This window comes from Variovorax beijingensis, assembly GCF_003951285.1.
GTDB classification, from domain to species: domain Bacteria; phylum Pseudomonadota; class Gammaproteobacteria; order Burkholderiales; family Burkholderiaceae_C; genus Variovorax; species Variovorax beijingensis.
Genome location: NZ_RXFQ01000006.1, coordinates 296,798 through 322,341, shown reverse-complemented (window position 1 = coordinate 322,341; position 25,544 = coordinate 296,798). Strand labels below are relative to the sequence as shown.

At 67.6% G+C, this 25,544-nt stretch carries 24 protein-coding genes; 12 read left to right on the top strand and 12 right to left on the bottom strand.

The features are described from left to right. Nucleotides 1–10: 10 nt before the first annotated feature. The 3 genes from secD to EJO66_RS12905 form a co-directional block, all read right to left on the bottom strand. Nucleotides 11–1,894, bottom strand: a complete 1,884-nt coding sequence (gene secD, locus EJO66_RS12915) for a protein translocase subunit SecD (protein WP_124959072.1) — start codon at nt 1,892–1,894, stop codon at nt 11–13. 90 nt (nt 1,895–1,984) lie between these two features. Next, on the bottom strand, nt 1,985–2,320 hold the full coding sequence (yajC, locus tag EJO66_RS12910; protein ID WP_018905224.1) for a preprotein translocase subunit YajC: 336 nt from the start codon (nt 2,318–2,320) through the stop codon (nt 1,985–1,987). Nucleotides 2,321–2,592: 272 nt separating this feature from the next. After that, a complete protein-coding gene (locus EJO66_RS12905) occupies nt 2,593–6,201 on the bottom strand; it encodes an indolepyruvate ferredoxin oxidoreductase family protein (protein WP_124959073.1) in 3,609 nt (1,202 codons plus the stop codon). 180 nt (nt 6,202–6,381) lie between these two features. Here EJO66_RS12905 and EJO66_RS12900 point away from each other — a divergent pair, with 180 nt between their 5' ends. From EJO66_RS12900 to EJO66_RS12885, 4 genes are all read left to right on the top strand, one after another. Beyond that, nucleotides 6,382–6,858 (top strand): Lrp/AsnC family transcriptional regulator, encoded by a 477-nt coding sequence (locus tag EJO66_RS12900; protein ID WP_124959074.1) that lies wholly within the window; start codon nt 6,382–6,384, stop codon nt 6,856–6,858. A 75-nt stretch (nt 6,859–6,933) separates the two neighbouring features. Then, entirely contained in the window at nt 6,934–7,692 is a 759-nt protein-coding gene (locus tag EJO66_RS12895) for a basic amino acid ABC transporter substrate-binding protein (RefSeq protein ID WP_125965409.1), read from the top strand. 32 nt (nt 7,693–7,724) lie between these two features. Further along, nucleotides 7,725–8,495, top strand: a complete 771-nt coding sequence (locus tag EJO66_RS12890) for an amino acid ABC transporter permease (protein ID WP_124959076.1) — start codon at nt 7,725–7,727, stop codon at nt 8,493–8,495. A 15-nt stretch (nt 8,496–8,510) separates the two neighbouring features. Beyond that, on the top strand, nt 8,511–10,139 hold the full coding sequence (locus EJO66_RS12885; RefSeq protein ID WP_125965408.1) for an MFS transporter: 1,629 nt from the start codon (nt 8,511–8,513) through the stop codon (nt 10,137–10,139). Between the two features lie 16 nt (nt 10,140–10,155). Here EJO66_RS12885 and EJO66_RS12880 read toward each other — a convergent pair whose 3' ends face one another. The 6 genes from EJO66_RS12880 to EJO66_RS12855 are packed head-to-tail and all read right to left on the bottom strand — an operon-like array spanning nt 10,156 to nt 15,340. Further along, nucleotides 10,156–10,470 carry a cytochrome C oxidase subunit IV family protein gene (locus EJO66_RS12880; RefSeq protein ID WP_124959078.1) on the bottom strand — a complete coding sequence of 105 codons (315 nt, stop codon included), beginning with the start codon at nt 10,468–10,470 and terminating at the stop codon, nt 10,156–10,158. 14 nt (nt 10,471–10,484) lie between these two features. Then, entirely contained in the window at nt 10,485–11,186 is a 702-nt protein-coding gene (locus EJO66_RS12875; protein WP_124959079.1) for a heme-copper oxidase subunit III family protein, read from the bottom strand. Between the two features lie 11 nt (nt 11,187–11,197). Then, a complete protein-coding gene (locus EJO66_RS12870) occupies nt 11,198–11,827 on the bottom strand; it encodes a cytochrome c oxidase subunit 3 family protein (protein WP_125965407.1) in 630 nt (209 codons plus the stop codon). After that, entirely contained in the window at nt 11,824–13,608 is a 1,785-nt protein-coding gene (ctaD, locus tag EJO66_RS12865) for a cytochrome c oxidase subunit I (protein WP_125965406.1), read from the bottom strand. The genes EJO66_RS12870 and ctaD overlap by 4 nt, the downstream gene beginning before the upstream one ends. 26 nt (nt 13,609–13,634) lie before the next feature. After that, the gene (locus tag EJO66_RS12860; RefSeq protein ID WP_125965405.1) at nt 13,635–14,780 is read right to left on the bottom strand and encodes a cytochrome c oxidase subunit II; all 1,146 of its coding nucleotides are present in this window, start codon (nt 14,778–14,780) and stop codon (nt 13,635–13,637) included. Nucleotides 14,781–14,824: 44 nt separating this feature from the next. After that, on the bottom strand, nt 14,825–15,340 hold the full coding sequence (locus EJO66_RS12855; RefSeq protein WP_124959083.1) for a DUF1269 domain-containing protein: 516 nt from the start codon (nt 15,338–15,340) through the stop codon (nt 14,825–14,827). Nucleotides 15,341–15,534: 194 nt separating this feature from the next. Between EJO66_RS12855 and EJO66_RS12850 the strand changes: the two genes are divergently transcribed. The 8 genes from EJO66_RS12850 (at nt 15,535) to EJO66_RS12815 (ending at nt 23,050) form a co-directional block, all read left to right on the top strand. Continuing rightward, the gene (locus EJO66_RS12850; RefSeq protein WP_125965404.1) at nt 15,535–16,356 is read left to right on the top strand and encodes a creatininase family protein; all 822 of its coding nucleotides are present in this window, start codon (nt 15,535–15,537) and stop codon (nt 16,354–16,356) included. 11 nt (nt 16,357–16,367) lie between these two features. After that, nucleotides 16,368–17,177, top strand: a complete 810-nt coding sequence (locus tag EJO66_RS12845) for an ABC transporter ATP-binding protein (protein ID WP_125965403.1) — start codon at nt 16,368–16,370, stop codon at nt 17,175–17,177. Next, complete coding sequence (locus EJO66_RS12840) at nt 17,155–18,036, top strand: ABC transporter permease (RefSeq protein ID WP_185738317.1); 882 nt, start codon at nt 17,155–17,157, stop codon at nt 18,034–18,036. Before EJO66_RS12845 ends, EJO66_RS12840 begins: the two co-directional genes overlap by 23 nt. After that, nucleotides 18,026–19,405 carry an FAD-binding oxidoreductase gene (locus EJO66_RS12835; RefSeq protein WP_124959086.1) on the top strand — a complete coding sequence of 460 codons (1,380 nt, stop codon included), beginning with the start codon at nt 18,026–18,028 and terminating at the stop codon, nt 19,403–19,405. The genes EJO66_RS12840 and EJO66_RS12835 overlap by 11 nt, the downstream gene beginning before the upstream one ends. A gap of 228 nt (nt 19,406–19,633) precedes the next feature. Beyond that, nucleotides 19,634–20,662, top strand: coding sequence for an ABC transporter substrate-binding protein (locus EJO66_RS12830; RefSeq protein ID WP_018905241.1), 1,029 nt, complete (start codon nt 19,634–19,636; stop codon nt 20,660–20,662). Nucleotides 20,663–20,807: 145 nt separating this feature from the next. Beyond that, nucleotides 20,808–21,398: an NAD(P)H-dependent oxidoreductase gene (locus EJO66_RS12825; RefSeq protein ID WP_124959087.1), complete on the top strand. Its 591-nt coding sequence runs from the start codon at nt 20,808–20,810 to the stop codon at nt 21,396–21,398. An 18-nt stretch (nt 21,399–21,416) separates the two neighbouring features. After that, entirely contained in the window at nt 21,417–22,394 is a 978-nt protein-coding gene (locus EJO66_RS12820; protein ID WP_125965402.1) for a PDR/VanB family oxidoreductase, read from the top strand. After that, complete coding sequence (locus EJO66_RS12815; RefSeq protein ID WP_124959089.1) at nt 22,391–23,050, top strand: TetR family transcriptional regulator C-terminal domain-containing protein; 660 nt, start codon at nt 22,391–22,393, stop codon at nt 23,048–23,050. Before EJO66_RS12820 ends, EJO66_RS12815 begins: the two co-directional genes overlap by 4 nt. Here the strand turns inward: EJO66_RS12815 and EJO66_RS12810 are convergent. The 3 genes from EJO66_RS12810 to otnI are packed head-to-tail and all read right to left on the bottom strand — an operon-like array spanning nt 23,043 to nt 25,521. Then, on the bottom strand, nt 23,043–23,510 hold the full coding sequence (locus EJO66_RS12810; protein WP_125965401.1) for a RidA family protein: 468 nt from the start codon (nt 23,508–23,510) through the stop codon (nt 23,043–23,045). The genes EJO66_RS12815 and EJO66_RS12810 overlap by 8 nt on opposite strands. Then, nucleotides 23,507–24,706 carry an amidohydrolase family protein gene (locus EJO66_RS12805; protein ID WP_125965400.1) on the bottom strand — a complete coding sequence of 400 codons (1,200 nt, stop codon included), beginning with the start codon at nt 24,704–24,706 and terminating at the stop codon, nt 23,507–23,509. Before EJO66_RS12805 ends, EJO66_RS12810 begins: the two co-directional genes overlap by 4 nt. Beyond that, a complete protein-coding gene (gene otnI / locus EJO66_RS12800; protein WP_125965399.1) occupies nt 24,703–25,521 on the bottom strand; it encodes a 2-oxo-tetronate isomerase in 819 nt (272 codons plus the stop codon). The genes EJO66_RS12805 and otnI overlap by 4 nt, the downstream gene beginning before the upstream one ends. Nucleotides 25,522–25,544 lie beyond the last annotated feature (23 nt).

Genomic DNA, 25,544 nt, shown 5'->3' with positions numbered 1-25,544 from the left:
TCCTTGACCTTTACTTGCCTTCAGCCACGGCGGTGCCGTCGGTCTTGGGGCGCCAGACCGTGCCGATCGACACCGTCTTGAGCTTCTTCTTCTGGCCGTACCAGAAGTTCACGAGGCCGCGCGAGAAGAACACGGCGGAGAACATCGAAGTGACGATGCCGATGCAGTGCACCACCGCGAAGCCGCGCACCGGCCCCGAGCCGAAGGCCAGCAGCGCGATGCCCGCGATCAGCGTGGTCACGTTGGAGTCGAGGATCGTGCCCCAGGCGCGGTCATAGCCGGCGTGGATGGCCGCCTGCGGGGAGGCGCCGTTGCGAAGCTCCTCGCGCACGCGTTCGTTGATCAGCACGTTGGAGTCGATCGCCACGCCGATGGCCAGCGCCATGGCCGCGATGCCGGGCAGCGTGAGCGTGGCCTGCAGCATCGAGAGAATGGCCACCAGCAGCATCAGGTTGACGGCCAGCGCGATCGACGAGAACAGGCCGAACAGCGCGTAGTAGGCGCACATGAACACCATGATGGCCAGGAAGCCATACATCACGCTCTTGAAGCCCTTCTCGATGTTGTCGGCGCCCAGGCTTGGACCGATGGTGCGTTCCTGGATGATCTCCATCGGCGCGGCCAGCGAGCCGGCGCGCAGCAGCAGCGCGAGGTCGGCGGCTTCGGTCACGGTCATCGAGCCGGAAATCTGGAAGCGGTTGCCGAGCTCGCCGTTGATCGACGGGGCCGTGAGCACCTCGCCCTTGCCCTTCTCGAAGATCAGCATGGCCATACGCTTCTTGTAGTTCTCGCGGCTCACGTCGCGCATGATCCGGCCGCCCTTGGCGTCCATGGTCAGGTCGACCTTGGGCTGGTTGCTCTGCTGGTCGAAGCCGGGCTGCGCGTCGGTGAGGTTTTCGCCGGTGACCAGCACCTGCTTCTTCACGATCACGGGGCGGCCGTTGCGCTCCAGGAACTTTTCGGAGCCGAAGGGCACCGGTCCGCCGCTCAGCTCGGCCGCGCGGCCTTCGGCGCTTTCGTCGACCAGGCGCATCTCGAGCGTGGCGGTGCGCCCCAGGATGTCCTTGGCCTTGGCCGTGTCCTGCACGCCGGGCAGCTGCACCACGATGCGGTCCAGGCCCTGCTGCTGGATCACCGGCTCGGCCACGCCGAGTTCGTTGATCCGGTTGTGCAGCGTGGTGATGTTCTGCTTGAGCGCCGCGTCCTGGAGCCGGCGTGCGGCTTCGGGCTTGATGGTGGCCACGAGGCGCCAGTTGCTGCCGTCCTGGCTGTCGGTGGTGGCGAGGTCCTGGAACTGGTCCTGGATCAGCCGCTTGGCCGCTTCCAGCGCGGCCGCGTCGCGGAACGAAACCTCGATGGCCTGGCCGTTGCGGCTCACCGAGGTGCCGCGGATGCCCTTGTCGCGGAAGGTGGTGCGCAGGTCGCTCGCGAAGGATTCGGCCTTCTTGTCGATGGCGCCCTTCATGTCGACCTGCAGCAGGAAGTCGACGCCGCCGCGCAGGTCCAGGCCCAGGTACATCGGGAACGCATGCAGCGCCGTGAGCCAGGCCGGCGAACGCGAAACCAGGTTCAGCGCCACCACGTAGGGCGGATCGGCCGGATCGGGCACCAGCGCGCGCTGCACCGTGTCGCGCGCCTTGAGCTGCTCGTCGGGGGTGGCGAAGCGCGCGCGCAGCGAGCCGCCTTCGAGCGTGAGCAGGTCGGGCGCAAGCCCGGCTGCCTTGAGCGCCTCCTCGACCCGGCTCTGGGTGGCCGCGTCGACCTTGACGGTGGACTTGGCCGCGGACACCTGCACGGCAGGCGCCTCGCCGAAGAAGTTCGGCAGGGAATAGATCAACCCCACAAGCAGCACGATCACGATGATCGCGTACTTCCAGACCGGATAACGGTTCATGAGAAAGCGCTTTTCAGAAACGGAACAGTGGCGTGACTTGGGGCCAGGCGCCGCAAAGCGCAAGGCCGGGCCGCGCGTTGATTGCCTGGCTTACTGCTTGACGGCGCCCTTGGGCAGGACCTGGACCACAGCGCTGCGCTGGATCTTGATCTCCACGCCATTGGCGATTTCGAGGCCGAGGTACTGGTCGCCGAGCGAGGTGATCTTGCCGAGCACGCCGCCGGCCGTTGCCACTTCGTCGCCCTTGGCCAGCGCTTCGATCATGGCGCGGGCCTCCTTCTGGCGCTTCATTTGCGGACGGATCATGACGAAATACAGCACCACGAACATCAGCACCAGGGGCAGCATGCTGCCGAGCGAGGACAGCATGTCGCCACCGCCGGAAGCTGCGGGTGCGGTTTGGGCGAAAGCAGAGGAAATGAACAAGAGAGTCTCCAGCAGAGAGAAGAGAGGAATGTCAGAAGCGCGGACCGGGCCCGCGGTTCCGCGGCCCCGAGGAAAAGGCCGCGAGTCAGAGCTTGAGGCGGCGTCGGCCGCGCGCAGCAGCGGGCATTGTATTCGTGGCAATGCCCCGCTCCGCGCGCTTATCCGGCGCGCGGGGCAGGGCTTTCCATGGGCTTGGGCTGCGCGTCTTTTGCTATCTTTTCAGGAGCAATGGCGCGGGACGGCCGGCGGTGCCGGACCGGCCTCCCGAAAAATCACGCGGCGGCGCGCTGCGACTGCTGCGGGTTGCGCCACTTGGCGAGCAGCTCGCTCCAGCGGGTGCGGGCGGCGGCGAGGTTGCGCTCCTTCACATGGCCGTAGCCGCGGATCTGCTCGGGCAGGCTCGCGATCTCCAGCGCCAGCGCATGGTTCTCGGCGCGAAGGCCAGCAATCACTTCCTCGAGGCTTGCGCGGTACTCGCCGATGAGCGCGCGCTCGGTCCTGCGCTCTTCGGTGCGCCCGAAGATGTCCAGGGCCGTGCCGCGCAGGCCCTTGAGCCGGGCCAGCAGCCTGAAGCCGGAGAGCATCCAGGGGCCGAACTTCTGCTTCTGCAGCTGGCCCTTGGCATTCTTCTTCGCGATGATGGGCGGCGCCAGGTGGTAGTTGAGCTTGAAATCCTTGCCCATCTCACCCTCGAACATGCCCTCGACGCGGGCGAGGAAGCTGCGGTCGGTGTGCAGCCGCGCCACCTCGTACTCGTCCTTGTAGGCCATGAGCTTGAACAGGTAGCGGGCCACCGTTTCGGCCAGCGCGGTCTTGCCGAGCGCCGATTCGGCCTGCCGGACCTTGTCCACGAACTGCCGGTATTCCTCGGCATAGGCCGCGTTCTGGTAGCCCGTGAGGAATTCGACCCGGCGCGCCACCAGGCTTTCGACGGTTTCGCGCTTCTTGAACTCGATGACCTGGCCCGGGCGCAGGCGCTTTTGCAGCTCGTCCGGATGGACGGCCGCCTGGCGGCCCCAGGCGAAGGCGGCCTTGTTGTTCTCGACCGCCACCGCGTTGAGCTCGATGGCGCGCAGCAGCGACTCGAGCGCCAGCGGGATCCAGCCCTTTTGCCAGGCAAAGCCCAGCAGCATGGGGTTGGCATAGAGGCTGTCGCCCATCAGCGTGGTGGCCGCGGCATCGGCGTCGAAGGTGCCGAGCGCATCGGCGCCGATGGCGCGCGCGATCTGGCTGGCGCAGTCGTCCTGCGGGTTCACCCAGTTGGCGTTGCGCACGAAGGCAGCGGTGGGCGTGCTGTGCGTGTTGAGCGCCACGTGCGTGCGCCCTTCGCGCATGCGCGCCAGGGTTTCGGCGTTGACGGCCACCAGCGGATCGGCCGCCAGGATGAGGTCGGCCGCGGCGGTGCCGACGCGCGTGGTGCGGATCGCGTCCTGCGACTGGCCGATCAGCGCATGGCTCCAGGTGGCGCCGCCCTTTTGCGCGAGGCCGGCCGCGTCCTGCGTGACGATGCCCTTGCCCTCGATGTGCGCCGCCATGCCCAGCAGCTGGCCGATGGTGATGACGCCCGTGCCGCCGACGCCGGCCACCACGATGCCCCACACCTGGTCCCGCGCCAGCACGGGCACGGCCGGTTCGGGCAGCGGGCCCAGCGCGAGCGGGGAATCGGCCTTGTCCCTGGCCTTTTTCTTGAGCTGCCCGCCTTCGACCGTGACGAAGCTCGGGCAGAAGCCCTTCAGGCAGCTCATGTCCTTGTTGCAGCTGCTCTGGTTGATGGTGCGCTTGCGGCCGAACTCGGTTTCCAGCGGCTCGACCGACAGGCAGTTGCTCTGCACGCTGCAGTCGCCGCAGCCTTCGCAGACCAGCTCGTTGATGACCACGCGCCTGGCCGGATCGACGGCCGTGCCCCGCTTGCGGCGGCGGCGCTTCTCGGTGGCGCAGGTCTGGTCGTAGATGATGGCCGTGGTGCCGGCGATCTGGCGGAATTCGCGCTGGACCTCGTCGAGCAGGTCGCGGTGCTTGACCGCCACGTGGTCGCCCGGGATGTTCACGCCCTCGTATTTCTCGGGCTCGTCGGTCACGATGACGACCTTCTTGGCGCCCTCGGCATGCAGGCTCTCGGCGATCTGCAGCACCGAGTGGCCCTCGGGCCGCTCGCCGACCTGCTGGCCGCCGGTCATGGCCACGGCGTCGTTGTAGAGGATCTTGTAGGTGATGTTCACGCCCGCGGCAATGCTCTGGCGGATGGCCAGCAGGCCGCTGTGGAAGTACGTGCCGTCGCCCAGGTTCGCGAAGATGTGCTGGTCGGTGGTGAAGGGCTGCTGGCCGACCCACGGCACGCCCTCGCCGCCCATCTGCGTGAAGCCGATGGTGGAGCGGTCCATCCAGGTGGCCATGAAGTGGCAGCCGATGCCTCCCATCGCGCGCGAGCCTTCGGGCACCACGGTGCTGGTGTTGTGCGGGCAGCCCGAGCAGAACCAGGGCTGGCGGTCGGCCCCCTGCACGCCGCCCACCTTGAGCACTTCCATCGAGCGCTCCTTGGCTTCGAGGATGGCCATCTGGGCGTCGATGCGCGCGTGCATGCCGGCGCCGGCCTGCTCCAGGATGCCGAGCTTGCGCAGGCGCTGCGCGATCGCCTTGGCGATCAGCGCCGGGTTCAGGTCGGCATTGGCGCGCAGCAGCGTGTTGGCGGTGGGGTTGGGCATGGCCCATTCGCCGCCGGAGAAATCGCCGTCGAGCTCGTTGAACTTGCCCAGCACGGTGGGGCGCACGTCGGCGCGCCAGTTGTAGAGCTCTTCCTTCAGCTGGTATTCGATGACCTGGCGTTTTTCTTCCACCACCAGGATTTCCTGCAGGCCGGTGGCGAAGTCGCGCGTGAGCTGCGCCTCCAGCGGCCACACCACACCCACCTTGTGCAGCCGGATGCCCAGCTGGCGGCAGGTGGCGTCGTCCAGGCCCAGGTCGATCAGCGCCTGGCGGGTGTCGTTGTAGGCCTTGCCGCTGGCCATGATGCCGAAGCGATCGTTCGGGCCTTCGATCACGTTGTGGTTCAGCCGGTTGGCCCGGATGTAGGCGAGCGCGGCATACCACTTGTAGTGCATGAGCCGCGCTTCCTGCTCGAGCGCGTGGTCGGGCCAGCGGATGTGCAGGCCGCCGGGCGGCATCTGGAAATCGGTGGGAATGACGATCTCGACGCGGTCCGGGTCGATCATGGCGGTGGCGCTCGACTCGACGATCTCCTGGATCGTCTTCATGCCCGACCAGATGCCCGAGAAGCGGCTCATGGCAAAGGCGTGGATGCCCAGGTCCAGGATTTCCTGCACGTTGGCCGGGAAGAACACCGGCGTGCCGCAGGCCTTGAAGATGTGGTCGCTCTGGTGCGCGGCCGTGCTGCTCTTGGAAATATGGTCGTCGCCCGCCACCGCGATCACGCCGCCCCATTCGGTAGTACCCGCCATGTTGGCGTGCTTGAAGACGTCGGAGCAGCGGTCCACGCCCGGGCCCTTGCCGTACCAGATGCCGAAGACGCCGTCGAACCTGTTGGTGCCCGCGGGCGAGAAGCCCAGCTGCTGGGTGCCCCAGAGCGCCGTGGCGGCGAGCTCTTCGTTCACGCCGGGCTGGAAGACGATGTTCTGTTCCTTCAGGAACTTGCTGGCCTTCCACAGCGCCTGGTCGTAGCCGCCGAGCGGGGAGCCGCGGTAGCCGCTGATGAAGCCCGCGGTGTTCTTGCCGGCCTGCTTGTCGCGCAGGCGCTGCAGCATCGGCAGCTTGACCAGCGCCTGGACACCGCTCATGAAGGCACGGCCGTAGTCGAGGCTGTACTTGTCGTCGAGCGTGACCGTTTCGAGGGCCTTGCGAATGTGCTCGGGCAGCGGTGCGTTCATGTTTGTCTGTCTCCGTGTGGCAGGGCCTCGTGGGCCTGGCTGATGGGGTGTGGGTCTGTGCCCGGGTAGGGCGCGAGCCCATGATCACGCAAAGTGTATGCCGGGGTGCGCGACAGGTGTTTGCGTTCTGTGCCCCAAAAAAGCGGCTTCCAGGAAGAATCTTGCTTAATATCGCCATCCATGGAAAGCATTGACAAGTTCGACCTCTCAATCCTGCAAGAACTTCAGGCCGACGGCCGCCTTACCAACGCCGAGCTTGCGCAGCGCGTGGGGCTCTCGGCCGCGCCCTGCTGGCGCCGGGTGCGCGCGCTGGAGGAGGCCGGCTTCATCAAGGGCTACCACGCCGAGATCGACCGCCACAAGATCGGGCTGGGCGTGCTCGCTTTCGTGCGCGTGGACACCGAACGCGTCACCAACGATGCAACGCTGAAACTGGAGGACGCGATCCGCAAGCTGCCCGAGGTGGTGGCCTGCCACTACATCAGCGGCACCGGCACCTTCGAGCTGCAGGTGGTGGCGCAGGACCTGGACAGCTTCTCGGCCTTCGCGCGCCAGCACCTCATGAACCTGCCGAACGTGAAAGACCTGCACACCAGCTTCTCGCTGGGCGAGGTGAAGGCCAGCAGCGCCTGGCCGCTCGGGCACCTGGCGCGCTAGCTGCACCCTAGAATTCCCGCCCACCCCGCATAGACATACCGCCGTCCGGCGGAACAAAGAGGAAGAGGTCCCCGCATGAACCCCATCCGCCGCGCCCTGGCGCTCGGCCTTGCCGCCGCCACGCTCGCCTTCGGCGCCCAGGCCCAGAACCGCGAACTCACCGTGGCTTCCAGCGCCACCTACGCGCCCTTCGCCTTCGAGAACAAGGACAAGCAGATCGTCGGCTTCGACATCGACATCATCAATGCCATCGCCAAGCAGCAGGGCCTGAAGATCAAGGTGGTCAACACGCCGTTCACGGGCATCTTCGGCGCGCTCAACAACGGCGACGTCGACCTCGTGATCTCGGGCGTCACCATCAACGACAAGCGCAAGCAGAGCTACGACTTCACGCCGCCGTACTTCGCGGCGCGCCAGCTGATCGCGCTGCCCAAGGGCAGCACGGTCGCCTCGCTGAAGGACCTCGCGGGCAAGAAGATCGCCGTGGTGAGCGCCTCCACGGCCGACGACATCACCTCGCGCGAGTTCGGCAAGACCAGCCCCAACATCCGCCGCTTCGAGAGCACGCCGCTCATCATTTCCGAGCTGGCCGGCGGCGGCGTCGATGCCGCCATGGGCGACAACGGCGTGATCGCCTACCGCGTGGCGCAGAACCCCGAGCTCAAGACGCTCGACGACAAGTCCTTCCCCGAGGAAGGCTTCGGCATCGTCGTGAAGAAGGGCGACAAGGCGCTGCTCGACAAGCTCACGGCCGGCCTGGCCGCGATCCGTGCGGACGGCAGCTACGCCGCGATCTACAAGAAGTGGTTCAACAAGGACCCGAACGCCCGATGAGCGCGTCCGGCCCGGGCGGAAGGGAGCCTTAGATGGAGCAGCCGATCCTCCTGTTCGGATGGTTCCGCTGGGACATCCTGGTCGAATACAAGGACCTGTTCTGGCAAGGCGCGTGGATGACGCTGCGCATGACGGTGGTGTGCGTGCTGCTGGGTGCGAGCTGGGGCCTGTGCCTGGCGCTCGCGCGGCTCGCCCGGCCGCGCCATGCGCCCTGGAGCTGGGTGGCGCGCTTCTTCCTGCGCTGGCCGGCCACGGTGTACGTGAGCTTCTTCCGCGGCACGCCGCTGTTCGTGCAGATCCTGCTGATCCACTTCGCGGTGATGCCGGTGTTCATCCACCCGGCGACCGGCCTCCTGATCAGCGGCGACCTGGCGCGCGAGCTCAAGCAGGAGCATGGCGCGCTGATCTCCGGCGTGGTGGCGCTCACGCTCAATTCGGCGGCCTACATCTCGGAGGTGTTCCGCGCCGGCATCCAGTCGATCTCGCGCGGGCAGTTCGATGCCGGCCGTTCGATCGGCTTCACGCCCATGCAGGTGATGCGCTATGTGGTGCTGCCGCAGGCCTTCAGGCGCATGCTGCCGCCGCTGGGCAACAACGCGATCGCGCTGCTGAAAGACACCTCGCTGGTCTCGGCCATCGGGCTGGCCGAGCTGGCCTACGCCGCGCGCACGGTGGCGGGCGCCTATGCGCGCTACTGGGAGCCTTATCTCGCGATCTCGGTGGTCTACTGGGTGATGACGCTCGTGCTCACGACGATGCTGCGGCGGCTCGAACACCGCCTGGCCCGCAGCGACAGGGGATAGGCACAATCGGGCGACATGCCACCGATTTCCCCCGAAGAAACACCCATTCCCCCGGCCCGGCCGCAGCCGCCGAAGTTCGCGGCGCTCGAGCCGCTCAAGCTGCCCGTGTTCCGCATGCTGTGGAGCACCTGGCTCATCGCCAACATCTGCATGTGGATGAACGACGTGGCGGCGGCGTGGATGATGACCTCGCTGACCACCTCGCCGATCTGGGTGGCGCTGGTGCAGTCGGCCTCCACCCTGCCGGTGTTCCTGCTGGGCCTGCCCAGCGGGGCGCTGGCCGACATCCTCGACCGCCGGCGCTGGCTGGTGGCCACGCAGTTCTGGCTGGCCGGCACGGCCATCGTGCTGTGCGCGGCCATTGCGATGGACATGATGACCGCGCCGCTCCTGCTGGCGCTCACCTTTGCCAACGGCATCGGCCTGGCGCTGCGCTGGCCGGTGTTCTCGGCCATCGTGCCCGAGCTGGTGCCGCGGCCGCAATTGCCGGCGGCGCTGGGCCTGAACGGCATCGCGATGAACGCCTCGCGCATCATCGGCCCGCTCACGGCCGGCATGCTGATTGCCAGCGCGGGCAGCGTCTGGGTGTTTGCGCTCAACGCGGTGCTGTCGGTGGCCTCGGGCTTCGTGGTGCTGCGCTGGCGGCGCGAGCACACGCCCAACCCACTGGGCCGCGAGAAGCTCATCAGCGCGATGCGCGTGGGCGTGCAGTTCGTCTGGCAGTCGCAGCGCATGCGCGCGGTGCTCTCGCGCATCACGATCTTCTTCTTTCACTCCACCGCGCTGCTCGCGCTGCTGCCGCTGCTGGCACGCAACCTCAAGGGCGGCGGCGCGGCCACCTTCACGCTTCTGCTGGCGGCCATGGGCGCGGGCGCGATCATCGCGGTGCTGTTCCTGCCGCGGCTGCGCCAGGCGCTCGGGCGCGACCAGCTGGTGCTGCGCGGCACGGTGCTGCAGTCGCTCGCCACCGCGGTGATGGCCTTCGCGCCCAACGCCTGGGTGGCGGTGCCTGCGATGTTCTTCGGCGGCATGGCCTGGATCACCGTGGCCAACTCGCTCTCGGTGTCGGCGCAGCTCGCGCTGCCCGACTGGGTGCGCGCGCGCGGCATGTCGACCTACCAGATGGCGATCATGGGCGCGAGCGCGATCGGCGCGGCGCTCTGGGGCCAGGTGGCCACCGTCACCGACCTGCGCTCCAGCCTCGAGATCGCCGCCGTGAGCGGCACCCTGCTGATGCTGGCGGCGCTGCGCTGGGTCACCGACGTCTCGGGCGAGGAAGCCGACATGAGCCCGGCGCGCGCCGGCTGGGCCGCGGGCCCGCCGGCGGAAACACCGGAGGAAAGCGGCCGCGTGGTCATCACCATCGAATACATGATCGACCCGGCGCGCGCGGCCGCCTTCCACCTGGTGATGCACCAGACCCGGCGCGCGCGCATCGGCCAGGGCGCCATAGGCTGGGAACTGCTGCACGACATCGCGGAGCCGGGCCGCTACCTGGAAGAGATCGTGGACGAAAGCTGGACCGACCACCTGCGCCGCTTCAACCGCGCCACGGCCGCCGACATGGCGCTGCGCGAGCGGCGGCTGGCCTTCCACATCGGCGAATCGCCGCCGGTGGTGACGCGCTACGTGGTGAAGCGCTGAGCGGCCTGCAACGCCTTCAGTGGAAGAACAGCAGCCGCGTCAGGAAGGTGTAGTCGGCCTCCGCCGCCATCAGCCCGGCCAGCACCAGCAGGCACAGGGGCGGCACCAGGATGGCGTAGACCAGCGACATCCGCTCCCAGGCCATGTGCATGAAGACCGCGACGATCAGCCCCGCCTTCAGCAGCATGAAAGCGATGATCAGGACCCAGCGCAGGTACCCCTGGAAATGGAAGTAGTCGACCAGGTACGACATCGTGCTGAGCACGAACAGCAGCCCCCAGATCTTGAGGTAGAGGCCGATCGGATGTTGCTGGCCAGTGACGGGGTTCATGATCTTCTTCCTCCTCACCAGAGATAGAACAGCGCAAAGATGAACACCCACACCAGGTCCACGAAGTGCCAGTACAGGCCGGCAATCTCGACGATCTGGTAGTTGCCGGACTTTTCGTAGTCGCCGCGCATCAGCTTGAAGGCCACGACGAACAGGAAGACCACGCCCGCCGACACGTGCAGTCCATGGAAGCCCGTGATCATGAAGAAGGCCGAGCCGAACTGCGCCGCGCCCATCGGGTTGCCCCAGGGCCGCACGCCCTCCTCCAGGATCAGCTTGGACCACTCGAAGGCCTGCATGCCGACGAAGAGTTCGCCGAAGGTCGCGGTCACGAGCATCAGCGTGGCGGCGTTCACGCGGTCGCCGCGGTAGGCGAAATTGACGGCCATCGCCATCGTCCCGCTGCTGGTGATGAGCACGAAGGTCATGATCGCTATCAGCAGCAGCGGGATGTCGGCGCCCCCCACGTGGAGCGCGAATACCTCGCTCGGGTTGGGCCACGGCATCGTGGTCGAGATGCGTACCGTCATGTAGCCGGTCAGGAAGCAGCTGAAGACGAAGGTGTCGCTGAGCAGGAAGATCCACATCATCGCCTTGCCCCACGAGACGTGGAACGCCTGTCGGTCGGAGGACCAGTCGGCAATCAGCCCGCGCCAGCCGTTGGCGGCGAGGGTCGGACTCGAGGGCGCTGCTGCGATCGTTGCGGTGTTGTTCACGAGATGCCTCCTCAGGATGTGCCGCAGATGAAGCGCGCCACTTCCGGCGTCACCCAGCCCAGCAGCGCGAACAGCACCAGCCATACCGCCAGCATGAAGTGCCAGTAGCGCGCGCACAGCGCGATGCGCCAGGCGGAGCTGGCCGGATCGGGCCAGGCGGCGTTCGCCGTCCAGGCCCACCCGACCAGCCCGCCCGCGAGGTGGAGCCCGTGCATGGCCGTCAACAGGTAGAAGAAGCTGCCCGCCGGATTGCCCGCCGGCATCACCTGCGCGCTCAGCAGCGCCAGCCAGGCCCACAGCTGCACGGCCAGGAAGCCCAATGCGAAGAGACCACCCGCCAGCAGCAGGCGACGGGCCCGCACCGGGCCGGGACCGCGCGAAGCGGCGCCGGCGCCCTGCAGCGCCACGCTGCCCGCCACCAGCAGCGCCGTGCTGAGCCACAGCTGCCACGGCAGCGCGATGGTCATCGCATCGCCGCCGCTCATGCGCATCACGTAGGCCACGATGAAGAGGGAGAACAACGCGGTCACCACGCCCATGAAGACCCACAGGCCGATGCCGGCCGCGCTCGCATGCGGATCGCGGGCGCGGCCATGGCCGCGGCCGGCACCGCGGATGCTCAAAGCGGCTCCTGAAATCATGCCGGTGCTCCCCGGACCTCGCTCTGGCCCTCTGGCTCGGGCTCCCCGGGCCCGGCTTCCGGCGGCGTGTTCTGCGCGATGAAATCCTCCGCCGCACCCGGCTCCCCATAGGCGTAGGCCCACCGGTAGACCACCGGCAGCCGCGGCCCCCAGTTGCCGTGGCCCGGCGGCGTGGCGGGCGTCTGCCATTCGAGCGAGGCAGCACGCCATGGATTGGCGTCGGCCGGCCGGCCGCGCCAGGCGCTCCAGGCGAGGTTGATGATGAACAGCAGCTGCGCCGCGCCGACGATCAGCGCGACCACGGTGATGAATTCATTCATGCTGAACGCCGATGGCGGAATGAACTTGTAGCCGTCGAAGTTGTAGTAGCGCCGCGGCATGCCCAGCACGCCCAGGTAGTGCATCGGAAAATAGATCGCGTAGGTGCCGAGGAAGGTGATCCAGAAATGCAGCCGGCCGAGCCGGTCGTCCAGCATGCGGCCGGTGACCTTGGGAAACCAGTGGTAGATGCCGCCGAACACCACCAGGAGCGGCGCCACGCCCATCACCATGTGGAAGTGCGCCACCACGAAATAGGTGCCGGACAGCGGGATGTCCACGCTCACGTTGCCGAGGAACAGGCCAGTCAGCCCGCCGATCAGGAAGGTGCACAGGAAGGCCAGCGCGAACAGCATCGGCACCGTCAGGTGGATGTCGCCGCGCCACAGCGTCAGGATCCAGTTGTAGACCTTGATCGCGGTGGGCACCGCGATGATCAGCGTGGTGGTCGCGAAGAAAAAGCCGAAGTACGGATTCATGCCGCTCACGAACATGTGGTGCGCCCACACCACCACGCTGAGCGCGCCGATGGCCACGATGGCCCACACCATCATGCGGTAGCCGAAGATGCACTTGCGCGCGTGCACGCTGATCAGGTCGGACACGATGCCGAAGGCCGGCAGCGCCACGATGTAGACCTCGGGATGGCCGAAGAACCAGAACAGGTGCTGGAACAGCAGCGGGCTGCCGCCCTTGTAGCCCGTCAGCTGGCCCATCGACACCAGCGCCGGCATGAAGAAGCTGGTGCCCACCGTCCGGTCGAGCAGCAGCATCACGCCGCTCACGAACAGCGCCGGGAAGCCGAGCAGCGCGAGGATGGTGGCAACGAAGATGCCCCACACCGTGAGCGGCATGCGCAGCAGCGTCATGCCTTCGCAGCGCGCCTGCAGCACGGTGGTCACATAGTTGAGGCCGCCCATCGTGGTCGCCACGATGAAGATGACCAGCGACACCAGCATCAGCACGATGCCGCCCGCATGGCCCGGCGTGCCGGGCAGGATCGACTGCGGTGGATACAGCGTCCAGCCCGCGCCGGTGGGACCGCCCGCGACGAAGAAGCTCGCCATCAGGACCACCACCGACAGCAGGTAGACCCAGAAGCTCAGCATGTTGAGATAGGGAAAGACCATGTCCCGCGCTCCCACCATCAGCGGAATCAGGTAGTTGCCGAAGCCGCCGAGGAACAGCGCCGTGAGCAGGTAGATCACCATGATCATCCCGTGCATGGTCACGAACTGGTAGTAGCGCTCGGCGTTGATGAACTCGAACTGGCCCGGAAAGCCGAGCTGCAGCCGCATCAGGTTGGACAGCACCACGCCCACCACGCCCACCGCGATGGCGGTGCAGGCGTACTGGACCGCGATCACCTTGTGGTCCTGGCTCCAGACGTAGCGGGTCAGGAAACTCCGCGGCGCGGGGTGCCCTGCGTCGTCGGCGTCGTCGGCGTGGTCGGCGTGGGACATGGCGTGTCCCGTGGGCGAAGGAGAGTTCATCGCACAGCCTTCTGTTCGGCGGCAGCCTGCGCCGGCGGACTGCCCAGACTCTGGATATAGGCCACCAGCGCGGCCAGTTCTTCATCGCTCAACTCGACCTTGGGCATGACCGGCGGGAAGCCCTTCACGTGGCGGGCCTGCGGGTCGCGGATGAAGCTGCGCAGGAAGGCTTCGTCGACCAGCGCGGTGGAGCCGTCCGCCATGGTTTCGGTCTTGCCGTACAGGCCCTTCCAGGTCGGCCCGACGCGCGGGCTGCCGTCGATCGTGTGGCAGGCCACGCAGCCCTTGCTGTCCGCCAGCGCGCGCCCCTGCTGCACGCGTGCATCGCCGCCGGCCGGGGCCTCGGGCGCCTTGGCCTGGGACTTTGCGAAGGTCGGCAGCGCCGCGTGCCAGGCCTTGTAGTTCGCCGGGTCTTCCACCACCACGTAGCCGCGCATGTTGGGATGGCCCACGCCGCACAGCTGCGCACACAGCGCTTCATAGCGGCCCGCGACGGTCGGCGTGAACCAGAAGCGGCTGACCTGCCCCGGCACCGTGTTCATCCGGGCGCGAAAGTTCGGCACGAAGAAGTCGTGCAGCACGTCGTTCGAACGCATCAGCACCAGCACCGGCTTGCCGAGCGGCAGATGCACCTCGTCGCCGGCGATGAGCAGATCGTCCTGCCCGGCCCGGTCGACGGGATCGATCCCGAACGGATTGGTGGCGCTGAAGAAGCGCGCATCGGTCGCGCCCAGCTTGCCGTCCTCGCCCGGAAAGCGGAAGCGCCATTGCCATTGCTGAGCCAGCACCTCCAGCACGAGCGCATCGCGGGGCTCCCTGACATAGTTCGCGTACACCAGGAGACCGGGCGCCAGCAGCGCCATGATGGCGACGGTGGTGCCGCCGATCAGCCAGCGCTCGAGCTTCCTGTTCTCGGGCTCATGCGCCGCGCGCTGCCCCGCGCGGTGGCGAAAGCGCACCAGCATGTAGGCGATGAACAGGTTGATGACAATGAAGAAGATGCCCGTGATCGCCAGCGTGATGCCAAGGGTGTCGTCCATCAGCTTCCAGTTCGAGGCAAGGGGCGTCGTCCACCACGGATTGAAGACGTGAAACAGCACCGAGCCGGCCACGATGAGCAACAGGGCAACGGCCATGGTCATGTGCGCTCCCTCGGCTCGGCATGGTTTCGGGGCTCGTGCGCGCGTCAGAGAAACGCCGGGACTTGCGGCTCTTCGCCCTCGAACCGGGCTTCGGGATGCGCGGAGCGCAGCAGCGCCTCGATGTCCCGCACGCGCGAACGCGGCAAGTCCACCATCAGCAGGATCTGCCCCTGCGCGATGGCCCCCTCGAAACGCTGCAGCCTGGGGCTCGGGATGGAAATGCCGATCATGCTGGCCGACCAGGCGCCGACCACGCCACCCAGGATGGCCACCAGCACAGCCACTTCCCATTCGGGGCCGTCGCCGACGATCGGGAACAGCAGCGCGGCCACGAGGCCCACGACGATGCCGCAGGCACTGCCGACCACCCACCCGGTCTTGGCTGCGTGGACGAGGTCCGAGGTTTGCCACACGTTGGCTGCATGGAGCCCGGCCATGTCCATGCCTTCCGGTCCGGCGAAATGAATGTGCGCGGCGTCGACGCGTGCCCACACCAGATCGTCCATCGCCCGCCTGGCGCTCGCCAGGTCCGGCATCAGCCAGTAGATGCGCCTCTTCATAGCGCCCCCTTTCGTCTTGCGACGAGTCAAGGAACCATGAATGACTTATATGCCCAAGGCAGGCCGCCATCAAGTGGGCGCCGCATTTCACGCGGCAGCGACATGGGGGTTATTGCCAACCCATCTTTTTTTGACCGATTGGATAATTTAGCTCATCATCCCGCCCCTGTTGCCCCACCACGAGGTACGCCACGATGAACCCGCACCCCCTGCGCAGCCGCTTCTGGTCCGACCTGACCAGCGAAGAGTTCTCCCGCCTGGACCGCGAACGGCTGATCGCCGTGCTGCCGGTGGGCGCGACCGAGCAGCACGGCCCCCACCTGCCGATGTCGACCGACACCGCCACCATCGACGGCATGGTGCACGCCACGCTGCCGCACCTGCCCGACGACCTGCCGGTGCTGTTCCTGCCGACCGTGGCCTACGGCAAGAGCAACGAACATTCGCGCTACCCGGGCACGCTCACCGTCTCGGCCACCACGCTGATCTCGCTGTGGAAGGACATCGGCGCCTGCGTGGCGAAGGCCGGCGTGCGCAAGCTGGTGCTCTACAACAGCCACGGCGGGCAGATGAGCGTGATGGACATCGTGGCGCGCGACCTGCGGGAGGAACACGGCATGATGGTCGTGGCCGCCAACTGGTACACGCTGGGCCTGCCCGAAGGGCTTTTCACTGCGCACGAAGGCCGGCACGGCATCCATGCCGGCGACCTCGAAAGCTCGGTGATGCTGCACCTCGCGCCCGACGACGTGCGCCGCGACCGGTTCCAGAACTTCCACTCGATGACCGAAGACCTGGCCGCCGAGAACAAATTCCTCTCGATCACCCCCAGCGGCAAGCTCGGCTGGCAGATGCACGACATCAACCCCGCAGGCGCGGCCGGCGACGCCACGCGCGCCACCGCCGGGAAGGGCGCCGCGGTGCTCGACCACGTGGGGCGGCGCTTCGTTGAACTGCTGCAGGAGGTGGACCGCTTTCCGCTGTCGCGCCTCGCCAACGAACCCGCCTGGCGCTAGGCTCGCCGACCATGGAAAGCCTCACGTCTTCTTCCCCGCCGCTGGTCGGCCTGCGCCACGTCAGCAAGCGCTTTGCCAACGGCACGCTCGCGCTGCAGGGCATGACGCTCGACATCGGCGAGCACGACTTCATCAGCTTTCTCGGCCCCTCGGGCTGCGGCAAGAGCACCGCGCTGCGGCTGATCGCCGGCCTCACGCGCCTGAGTTCGGGCGACATGCACTGGTCGGGCGCCAGCACCGGCGCGGCCAAGGACAGCAAAAGCGACCGCGACCTGGGTTTCGTGTTCCAGGAGCCCACGCTCATGCCCTGGGCCAAGGTGTTCGACAACGTGTGGCTGCCGCTCAAGCTCGCCGGCATGAGCCGCGACGCGGCGGCGCCCGTGGTGCAGCAGGTGCTCGAGATGGTCGGCCTCTCGCGCTTTTCCGACGTGTACCCGCGCGAGCTTTCGGGCGGCATGAAGATGCGCGTGTCGATCGCGCGCGCGCTGGTCACGCATCCACGCCTCCTGCTGATGGACGAGCCCTTTGCCGCGCTCGACGAGATGACGCGCATCAAGCTCAACAACGACCTGCTCGCGATCTGGCGCGAGCACCGCTTCTCGGTGGTGTTCGTCACGCACAGCGTCTACGAGTCGGTGTACCTCTCGAACCGCATCGTGGTGATGGCCGCGCGCCCGGGCCGCGTGATCGACGAGATCCGCATCGACGAGCCCTATCCGCGCGGCGAGGAATTCCGCACCTCGAGCCGCTACAACGCGCACTGCACCGCCGTGTCGCAATCCCTGCATGGAGCCCTGCATGGCATCGACATCGATCACTGAGCCCGCCGCGCTCGCCGATGCGGACACGGCGCCTTCCGAAGCCACGCTGCGCGCGCACGAAGACAAGGTGCGCCGGCGCGAATCGATGCTGCGCATCGCGGTGCCCGCGGGCATCGTCATCGCGCTGCTGCTGGCCTGGGAATGGATGGTGCGCGCCAACAACATCCCGCACTACATCCTGCCCGCGCCCTCGCTCATTCTTCGCACGCTGTTCGACAACTGGGGCTCGCTCTCCAGCGCGCTGTGGTTCACGGTGAAGCTCACGCTGCTCGCGCTCGGCGCGGCCATCGTGGGCGGCGTGCTGCTGGCGATTGCCTTCGCGCTCTTCAAGTGGGTGGAGATCGGCCTGTTCCCGATCGCCGTGATCCTGCAGGTGACGCCGATCATCGCGATCGCGCCGCTGATACTGATCTACGTGTCGAGCACCACCGCGGCGCTCCTGCTGTGCGCGTGGATCGTGGCCTTCTTCCCGATCCTGTCGAACACCGTCATCGGCCTGAAAAGCGCCGACAGCAACCTGCGCGACCTGTTCCAGCTCTACAAGGCCTCGCCGTGGCAGACCTTCCGCTACCTGCTCGCGCCGAGCGCGCTGCCGTACTTCATGGCGGGCCTGAAGATCGCGGGCGGGCTGAGCCTGATCGGCGCGGTGGTGGCCGAATTCACGGCCGGCACGGCAGGCAAGGAGACGGGGCTGGCCTCGCGCATCCTCGAATCGAGCTTCCGCACCGAGATCCCGATGATGTTCGCGGCGCTGCTGCTGGTGTCGTTGCTCGGTATCGTGATCTTCATCGTGTTCGCGGCCCTGTCGCGGCTGGTGCTCGGGCACTGGCACGAAAGCGAAATGCGCCGTGAACGCTAGGACCATCGTGCCTGCCGTCGATTGGGACGCCGTGCGCGCCGGCCTGCGCGGCCTCAACCTGATCACCGCGCCCGGCCAGCGCAGACAGCTGTCGAAGGACTTCTACTGGTACAGCCCCATCCTCACTGCGCAGCTCGCGGGCTGCATGGCCGACCTCGTCGTCAAGGTCAGCACCGAGGACGATGTGCGCCAGGCGGCGGCCGTGGCCGCGAAGTGGAAGCTGCCGCTCACCGTGCGCGCCGGCGGCACCGGCAACTACGGCCAATGCGTGCCGCTGGCAGGCGGCATCGTGCTCGACGTGACGCAGATGTGCCGCGTGCTCGACATCCAGGACGGCCGCATGCGCGTCGAAGCCGGCGCGCGCATGCACGACATCGACCTGATGGCCCGCGAAACCGGACAGGCCCTGCGCATGTGGCCCTCGACCTGGCACGTGGCCACCATCGGCGGCTTCATCGCGGGCGGCTTCGGCGGCATCGGCTCGTTCCGCCATGGCATCCTGCGCGACCCCGGCAACCTGCTGCACGCGCGCGTGATGACGGTGGAGCGCGAGCCGCGCGTGATCGAACTGCACGGCGACGAGATCCAGCAGGTGCACCACGCCTACGGCACCAACGGCGTGATCCTCGACGTGGAAGTGGCCCTGAGCCCGGCCGTCGAGTGGGTGCACTGCACTGTGCTCTTCGAGACCTACCGCGGCGCACTCGACTTCGGCATTGCGGCGCAGGCGCCCGCGCTCGACATCTTTCTCCTTTCGACGGTCGAGGCGCGCTTCTCGCCCTACTACACGGCGATGCGCGACCGCTTTCCGCGCGACCGGCATGCGGTGTTCACCATGGTCTCGCCCGCGTCGATGGCGGACTTCCGCGCGCTCGCCGACGCGCACGGCGGCACGATCTCCGTTGCCGGCACCGAGGCCGAACTGCTCGCCGAGGGCCTGCCGCCCGCCTACGAATGCGCGTTCAACCACACGACGCTGCAGGCGCTGAAGGCCGATCGCGGCTGGACCTACCTGCAGGTGGCCTACGCCCAGCCGTTCGACCCGGCCGTGGTCGAGCGCCACCTCGAAATCTTCGGCGACGACGTGCTGCAGCACCAGGACTTCGCACGCGCGGGCGGCGAATGCGGCACCTTCGGCATCCTGCTGGTGCGCTGGAAGGGCGAGGCCCACCAGTACGAAGTGATCCGCGAGATCGAATCGCAGGGCGGCTGCAGGATCTTCAACCCGCACGTCGTCACCATCGAGGACGGCGGCATGAAGACCATCGACACGCAGCAGATCGAATTCAAGAAGCGCAGCGACCCGATGGGTTTGATGAACCCCGGCAAGACGCGCGGCTGGCATGCCGACATGGCCGTCGAGCGCTGAAATGAAACCCGGCTTTTCTCTTCATCGCATTGGGAGTTCGATGCTTTGTTCAGGGGCGCAGCGCTTGATCCGCCTGCACAAGCGCAGCGTTCCTCGTGCACAGGGCGCCGGGTGCTCCCCCAGCCTGTGCACTCGCCCCGAACAGAAGCACCCCAACACACGCACCTCGGTCAGTGTCATTGCTGACATGAAAATACCCCGTCGCATTCAACCCAGGAGTTCACTGCCATGCGCGTTCCCGCTCTGACAATCCGTCCGCTTGCTCTAGCCCTCGCCCTCGCGGCCGCCGCCTTCGCCGCGCAGGCGCAGGAAAAAGTGGTGTTCGCCACCAACTGGAAGGCGCAGGCCGGCCACGGCGGCTTCTACCAGGCGCTGGTGGACGGCACCTACAAGAAATACGGCCTCGACGTCGACATCCAGCAGGGCGGACCGATGGTCAACAACCGGCCGATGCTGCCGGCCGGCAAGGTCGACTTCCTGATGACCGGCAACCTGCTGCAATCCTTCGACAACGTGAAGAACGGCGTGCCCACCGTGGTGGTCGCGGCCTTCTTCCAGAAAGACCCGCAGGCCATGTTCGCGCATCCGGGCCAGGGCTTCGACACCTTCAAGGACATGGCCAAGGCGCCCGTGGCCTTCATCGGCAAGGACGGCCAGTTCAGCTTCTGGCAGTGGATGAAGTCGGAGCACGGCTTCAAGGATTCGCAGCTCAAGCCCTACACCTTCAACGTCGGCCCGTTCCTCGCGGACAAGAAATCGATCCAGCAGGGCTACGCCATCTCCGAGCCGCTCTCGATCAAGGCCCAGGCCGGCTTCGACCCGGTGGTGCAACTGCTGGCCGACAACGGCTTCTCGACCTATTCGACCACCATCGAGACGCGCGCCGACCTCGTCAAGACCAAGCCCGAGACGGTGCGCAAGTTCGTCGAGGCCTCGATCATCGGCTGGAACAACTACCTCTACGGCGACAACAAGGCCGCCAACGAGATGATCGCCAAGATCAACCCCGACTCGCCCGTGGCCGCGTCGCAGGGCTCGATCGAGCTGATGAAGAAGATGGGCATCGTCGACAGCGGCGAATCGCTCGCCAAGGGCATCGGCGCCATGGACGAGGCCCGCGTGAAGGACTTCTACGACAAGATGGTGAAGGCCGGCCTCTACAAGCCGGGCGAAGTCGATCTGTCGAAGGTCGTGACCACGCAGTTCGTCAACAAGGGCGTCGGTCTCGACGTCCGCAAGAAGCTCGCTGGAAAGTAAGCGCGCCGATTTTTTTCTCCCGTGGGCCGCGCGGGGCTTGCGCCGGGGTCAGATGCCGGCGCCTGGGTTGCCATAAGGCACTGCGCGGCTCTTCATTCCCTGGGCTCTGACCCCGTCTCGCCGACCCGGCGAACCGGCCCTCCTCATGAAAACGCTCGTCGTCCACTGCCATCCGAACCCTGACAGCTTCAACCACGCGCTGTACCGCACCGCCCTCGAGGCCCTCGAGCCGCGGCACCCCGTCAAGGCCATCGACCTCTACGCCGAAGGCTTCGATCCCACGCTGACGCGCGAAGAGCGCATCGCCTATCTCGACAACCCCGAACTGATCCGCGAACGCGTCAAACCGCATGTCGAAGCGCTGCTGTGGGCCGAGCACCTGGTGTTCGTCTATCCCACCTGGTTCCACGGACCGCCGTCGATGCTCAAGGGCTGGCTCGAGCGCGTGTGGCTGCCGGGCGTGGCCTTCCTGCCGGCGCAGCGCAAGGGACAGCTCGCGAGGTCGGGCATGCGGCACATCCAGCGGCTGACGGTGGTGACCACGGGCGGCTCGCCGCGCTGGTTCGTGATGCTCATCGGCGACCCGGGCCGGCGGCTCTTCACACGCGCGCTGCGGGCGCTGTTCGCGTGGCGCTGCAAGGTCACCTGGCTGCAGCTGCACGACATGAACGCGGTCACCGCGCGCGACCGCACCCACTTCATCGAACGCGTTGCGCGCAAGCTGCAGAGCATCTAGCAGGAGAGAGACCCCACCATGAGCCTCGAACGCACGCTCACCGTCCGCGTCGAACGCATCTCGCGCCAGACGCCGGAAATCCTGGCCTTCGAGCTGGCCCACCCCTGGGGCCGCGCGCTACCGGGCTACGAGGCCGGCGCGCACATCGACGTGCACATGCCGGGCGGCTTCTCGCGCCAGTATTCGCTGGCGCGATGGTCTCTCTCGAATGCGCCGTCGAACGCCGCCTCGTCCTATGTGATCGGCGTCAAGCGCGAGGCCGAAAGCCGCGGCGGCTCGGCCTCGATGCACGAACGCGTGCGCGAGGGCGACCTGCTCGCGATCAGCGCACCGCGCAACACCTTTGCGCTGCGCGAAGAGGCCGGGCACCATCTGCTGATGGCCGGCGGCATCGGCATGACGCCGCTGCTGGCGATGGCGCAGGCGCTCGCGGCGCGCGGCGCCTCGTTCACGCTCTGCGTGTTCGCGCGCAGCGAGGAGCACCTGGCCTTTGCCGATGCGCTGCATTCGCCCGCGCTGGCGCCGCACCTGCGCCTGCACCTCGACCAGGGCGGCGCCAGCCAGCGCATCGACCTGCGCGCGCTGCTGGCCGAGCGCACGCCGGATACGCACCTGTACGTCTGCGGCCCCGGCGGCTTCATGAAGGCGGTGCGCGAGGCCGCGGCGCACTGGCCCGAAGACACGCTGCACGCCGAATACTTCGCCGCCCCCACCGACACGAACACGAGCACCGGCCTGCCCTTCACGCTGAGGCTCGCGCAGCGCGGCATCAGCGTGGCGGTGGCCGCCGACCAGACCGCCGTCGATGCGCTGCACGAAGTGGGCATCGACATTCCGGTGTCGTGCCAGCAGGGCCTGTGCGGCACCTGCGTGGTCGAGGGCGACGGCGAAGGCGCGGAGCACCGCGACTTCTGCCTCACGGGCAGCGAGCGGCGCCACAAGGTGGCCCTGTGCTGCTCGCGCGCCAAGGGCCGGGAACTGGTGCTGCAGCTGTGAGCATCGGCGAAGAAGAACAGGGCGACGGCGAGGCGCCCGCCACGCGCGGCCGCTCGCGCAAGTACACGCAGGTGCTCGGCCTCATCAACCAGGCCGCCATCGAGGTGTTCGCGAGCGAGGGCTTGGCCGGCGCATCGACCCAGGCCATTGCCGACAAGGCCGGCCTTTCGAAGGCGCAGCTGCACTACTACATCGAAAGCAAGGAAGCGCTCTACCGGCAGATCCTGCAGGACATCCTGAACGACTGGATCGTGGTGTTCGGCTTTGCCGACGAAGCCTTCGGCCCGCGCAAGGTGCTGGGCGACCTGATCCGCCGCAAGATGGTGTTCTCGTTCGAGCACCCGCTGCGCTCGCGCATCTTCACGGCCGAGATGATGCGCGGCGCGCCGGTGCTCAACAGCATGATGGACACGAGCAAGCAGCGCACCGACCAGGCCGCCGCCGTGATCCAGAACTGGATGAACCAGGGCCTGATGGACAAGGCCGACCCGATGCTGGTGCTGTTCCACATCTGGGCGGTGACGCAGTTCTATGCCGACCACGCCACGCAGGCGGCGTACTTCCGCAACGTGGCGCAGCAGGGCGACGACAAGGACCGGCGCTACCTGATCGAGCAGGTGACCGAGTTCCTGCTGAAAGGCGCGGGCGTCAGGTAGCGCGGTGCTGCGGCAGGTACATGGTGGCCTCGACCTCCACCAGCACCTCGTCGCCCGGCAGGAAGCGCGACACCTCGACCACCGTGCTGACCGGCGGCTCGCCCGGATAGAACAGCCCGCGCACGCGGTTGTAGAAGGCGTAGTGCGGCAGCTGGCGGAAGTACTGCACCAGCTTCACCACGTCTTCCATCGTGCCGCCATGCTCGGCTGCGATCTGGCGGATGCGCTCGAGCACGAACCAGCTCTGCGCCACGATGGGCGCCTCGAAGATGTCGACCGACATCTGGCCCGTGGCATAGCCCAGGCCCTGCAGGGCCGTACGGCCTTCCTCGGGCAGGGCGTCGTAGCCGGCCACGGCGCGGCGCGTGGCGGGGTCGACCGCGACCACGCCGCTCATGAAGACGAAATCGCCCACGCGCTTGGCGGCGGCGTAGTTGGCCATTGGCTTGCCCATGCTCATCGTGTCTGCTCCAGAATTTCCTGACCGCCACGGATCACGGTGCGCCGGCACCCGCGCGGGCCGACGAGCTCATGCTCGCCGGTGGCCGCGAGCAGCACCAGGTCCGCGGGACAGCCCGGGGCGATGCGGCCGTCCCACGCGAGGCCGAGCGCCTTCGCGGGGCTGATGGTGATGGCGTCGAGCCATTCTTCCGCGGGCGCGAGGTGCGCCATCTGCACGCCGAGGCCGAAGGTTTCCAGAAGGTCGTAGCTGCCATAGGGATAGAAGGCGTCCTGCACGTTGTCCGTGGCCAGGCTCGCACGCAAGCCCCGTGCCGCCGCCTCGTGGATGCGCGTGATGCCGCGCGGCACGGGCGTGCGGTCCCAGGCGCCCTGCAGGTAGAGGTTGGTGGTCGGCAGCGCGACGATGTGGATGCCGGCGCCGGCGCACAGCGCCAGCGTTTCGCTCGCGACGGCGTCGTCCTGCATGGCCAGCGAGCAGCAGTGGCCGCAGACCACGCCGCGCCGGAAGTCGCGTGCGCGCATCAGCTGCGCAATGCTGCGCAGGCCGCTCGCATCGGCGTCGAGGCCCTCGTCGACATGGAAGTCGAGGCCGAGGCCGTGGTCCTGCGCGAGGTCGAACACGCGGCCCAGCTTGTGCACCAGGCCCTCGTTGCGGTAGACGAAGGCGCCGAGCACGCCGCCCGCGCGCTTCACCTCGCGCGCAATGCGCTCGCCGGCCGCGAGGTCCGCGAACAGGTCCAGCGGCGTGAGCGAGACGAACTGCAGCTCGATGCGGCCGCGCCATTCTTCGCGCAGTGCCTCGAACACCGCCAGCGCGGCGGGCGGCTCGCCCTCCACCCAGTCGATGTGGGTGCGCAGCGCGCGCGTGCCCGACTGCCAGGCCTCGCGCAGCGCGCGTTCCATGCGCGGGCGCAGCGTCTGGCCGCTCCAGCCCGCGCGGTGCTGCGCCATGCGGTCGATGGCCGCGAACAGGTTGCCCTCGGCCGCGCCGACTTCCTGCACGGTGTAGTTCTTGTCGATGTGCGCATGCGCCTCGACCAGCGCGCTCAGCAAGGTGCCGCGCGGCTGCGACTGCGATGCGCTTGGCACGACGGCCTGCACCCTGTCGCCGGCCAGCGTGACGTCGAAGACCTGTGCATCGCCCGCGGCAAAGCCCCGCAGCCGCGATGGAATGCGCAGCGACTCGAGCTTCATGCGCGCTGTTGCAGCGCCCGCAGCCAGCCCAGCCCGGCCGAGGTGCCGCCGGGTTCCGAGCCGCGCCTGGGCCGGTACTCGCAGCCGACCCAGCCCTGCCAGCCGCTCTGCGCCGACACCTCGTCGATCAGGTCGAACAGGTAGGGGTAGTTCTGCTCGCCGATGTCGGGCTCGTGGCGCTCGGGCACGCCGGCAATCTGGATGTGGCCCACGCGGCCCGTGGGCAGGTACTTGCGGATCTTCATGGCCACGTCGCCCTCGACGATCTGGCAGTGGTACAGGTCCATCTGCACCTTGAGGTTGGGCGCGCCCACCATGTCGACGATCTCGTGCGCATGGTCCTGCCGGTTGAGGAAGAAGCGCGGGATGTCGCGCGTGTTGATGGGCTCGATCAGCACGTCGCGCCCGGCCTTGGCCGCCTCGGCGGCGGCCCAGCGCAGGTTGTCGACGTACACGGGCTGCACGGCCTCGCGCTCCAGGCCTTCGGGCACCAGGCCCGCCATGACGTGGATGCGCGGGCAGCCGAGCGCCACCGCGTAGTCGATGGCGCTGGCGATGCCTTCGCGGAATTCGGCGTCGCGCCCCGGCAGGCAGGCCAGGCCGCGCTCGCCGCGGTCCCAGTCGCCCGGAGGGGCGTTGAAGAGCACCTGCTGCAGGCCGTTGTGCTTCAGGCGGGCTGCAAGCTCACGGCGCTCGTAGGGGTAGGGGAAAAGATATTCGACGGCCTTGAAGCCGTCTTTCGCGGCGGCTTCGAAGCGGTCGAGGAAGTCGAGCTCCGGATAGAGCATCGAGAGGTTGGCGGCGAATTGGGGCATGGCGTGTTTTTACTACTACGGGT

What these genes read in the sequence shown, in the direction of transcription:
- EJO66_RS12885 (WP_125965408.1), top strand. Translation starts at nt 8,511, where the DNA reads ATGCCACCGATTTCCCCCGAAGAAACACCCATTCCCCCGGCCCGGCCG.
- EJO66_RS12810 (WP_125965401.1), bottom strand. Translation starts at nt 23,510, where the DNA reads ATGAGCATGGGCAAGCCAATGGCCAACTACGCCGCCGCCAAGCGCGTG.
- EJO66_RS12860 (WP_125965405.1), bottom strand. Translation starts at nt 14,780, where the DNA reads ATGACCATGGCCGTTGCCCTGTTGCTCATCGTGGCCGGCTCGGTGCTG.
- EJO66_RS12820 (WP_125965402.1), top strand. Translation starts at nt 21,417, where the DNA reads ATGAGCCTCGAACGCACGCTCACCGTCCGCGTCGAACGCATCTCGCGC.
- otnI (WP_125965399.1), bottom strand. Translation starts at nt 25,521, where the DNA reads ATGCCCCAATTCGCCGCCAACCTCTCGATGCTCTATCCGGAGCTCGAC.
- EJO66_RS12805 (WP_125965400.1), bottom strand. Translation starts at nt 24,706, where the DNA reads ATGAAGCTCGAGTCGCTGCGCATTCCATCGCGGCTGCGGGGCTTTGCC.
- EJO66_RS12825 (WP_124959087.1), top strand. Translation starts at nt 20,808, where the DNA reads ATGAAAACGCTCGTCGTCCACTGCCATCCGAACCCTGACAGCTTCAAC.
- EJO66_RS12890 (WP_124959076.1), top strand. Translation starts at nt 7,725, where the DNA reads ATGGAGCAGCCGATCCTCCTGTTCGGATGGTTCCGCTGGGACATCCTG.
- secD (WP_124959072.1), bottom strand. Translation starts at nt 1,894, where the DNA reads ATGAACCGTTATCCGGTCTGGAAGTACGCGATCATCGTGATCGTGCTG.
- EJO66_RS12855 (WP_124959083.1), bottom strand. Translation starts at nt 15,340, where the DNA reads ATGAAGAGGCGCATCTACTGGCTGATGCCGGACCTGGCGAGCGCCAGG.
- EJO66_RS12870 (WP_125965407.1), bottom strand. Translation starts at nt 11,827, where the DNA reads ATGATTTCAGGAGCCGCTTTGAGCATCCGCGGTGCCGGCCGCGGCCAT.
- EJO66_RS12845 (WP_125965403.1), top strand. Translation starts at nt 16,368, where the DNA reads ATGGAAAGCCTCACGTCTTCTTCCCCGCCGCTGGTCGGCCTGCGCCAC.
- EJO66_RS12840 (WP_185738317.1), top strand. Translation starts at nt 17,155, where the DNA reads ATGGCATCGACATCGATCACTGAGCCCGCCGCGCTCGCCGATGCGGAC.
- EJO66_RS12905 (WP_124959073.1), bottom strand. Translation starts at nt 6,201, where the DNA reads ATGAACGCACCGCTGCCCGAGCACATTCGCAAGGCCCTCGAAACGGTC.
- EJO66_RS12830 (WP_018905241.1), top strand. Translation starts at nt 19,634, where the DNA reads ATGCGCGTTCCCGCTCTGACAATCCGTCCGCTTGCTCTAGCCCTCGCC.
- EJO66_RS12900 (WP_124959074.1), top strand. Translation starts at nt 6,382, where the DNA reads ATGGAAAGCATTGACAAGTTCGACCTCTCAATCCTGCAAGAACTTCAG.
- EJO66_RS12850 (WP_125965404.1), top strand. Translation starts at nt 15,535, where the DNA reads ATGAACCCGCACCCCCTGCGCAGCCGCTTCTGGTCCGACCTGACCAGC.
- EJO66_RS12895 (WP_125965409.1), top strand. Translation starts at nt 6,934, where the DNA reads ATGAACCCCATCCGCCGCGCCCTGGCGCTCGGCCTTGCCGCCGCCACG.
- EJO66_RS12880 (WP_124959078.1), bottom strand. Translation starts at nt 10,470, where the DNA reads ATGAACCCCGTCACTGGCCAGCAACATCCGATCGGCCTCTACCTCAAG.
- ctaD (WP_125965406.1), bottom strand. Translation starts at nt 13,608, where the DNA reads ATGTCCCACGCCGACCACGCCGACGACGCCGACGACGCAGGGCACCCC.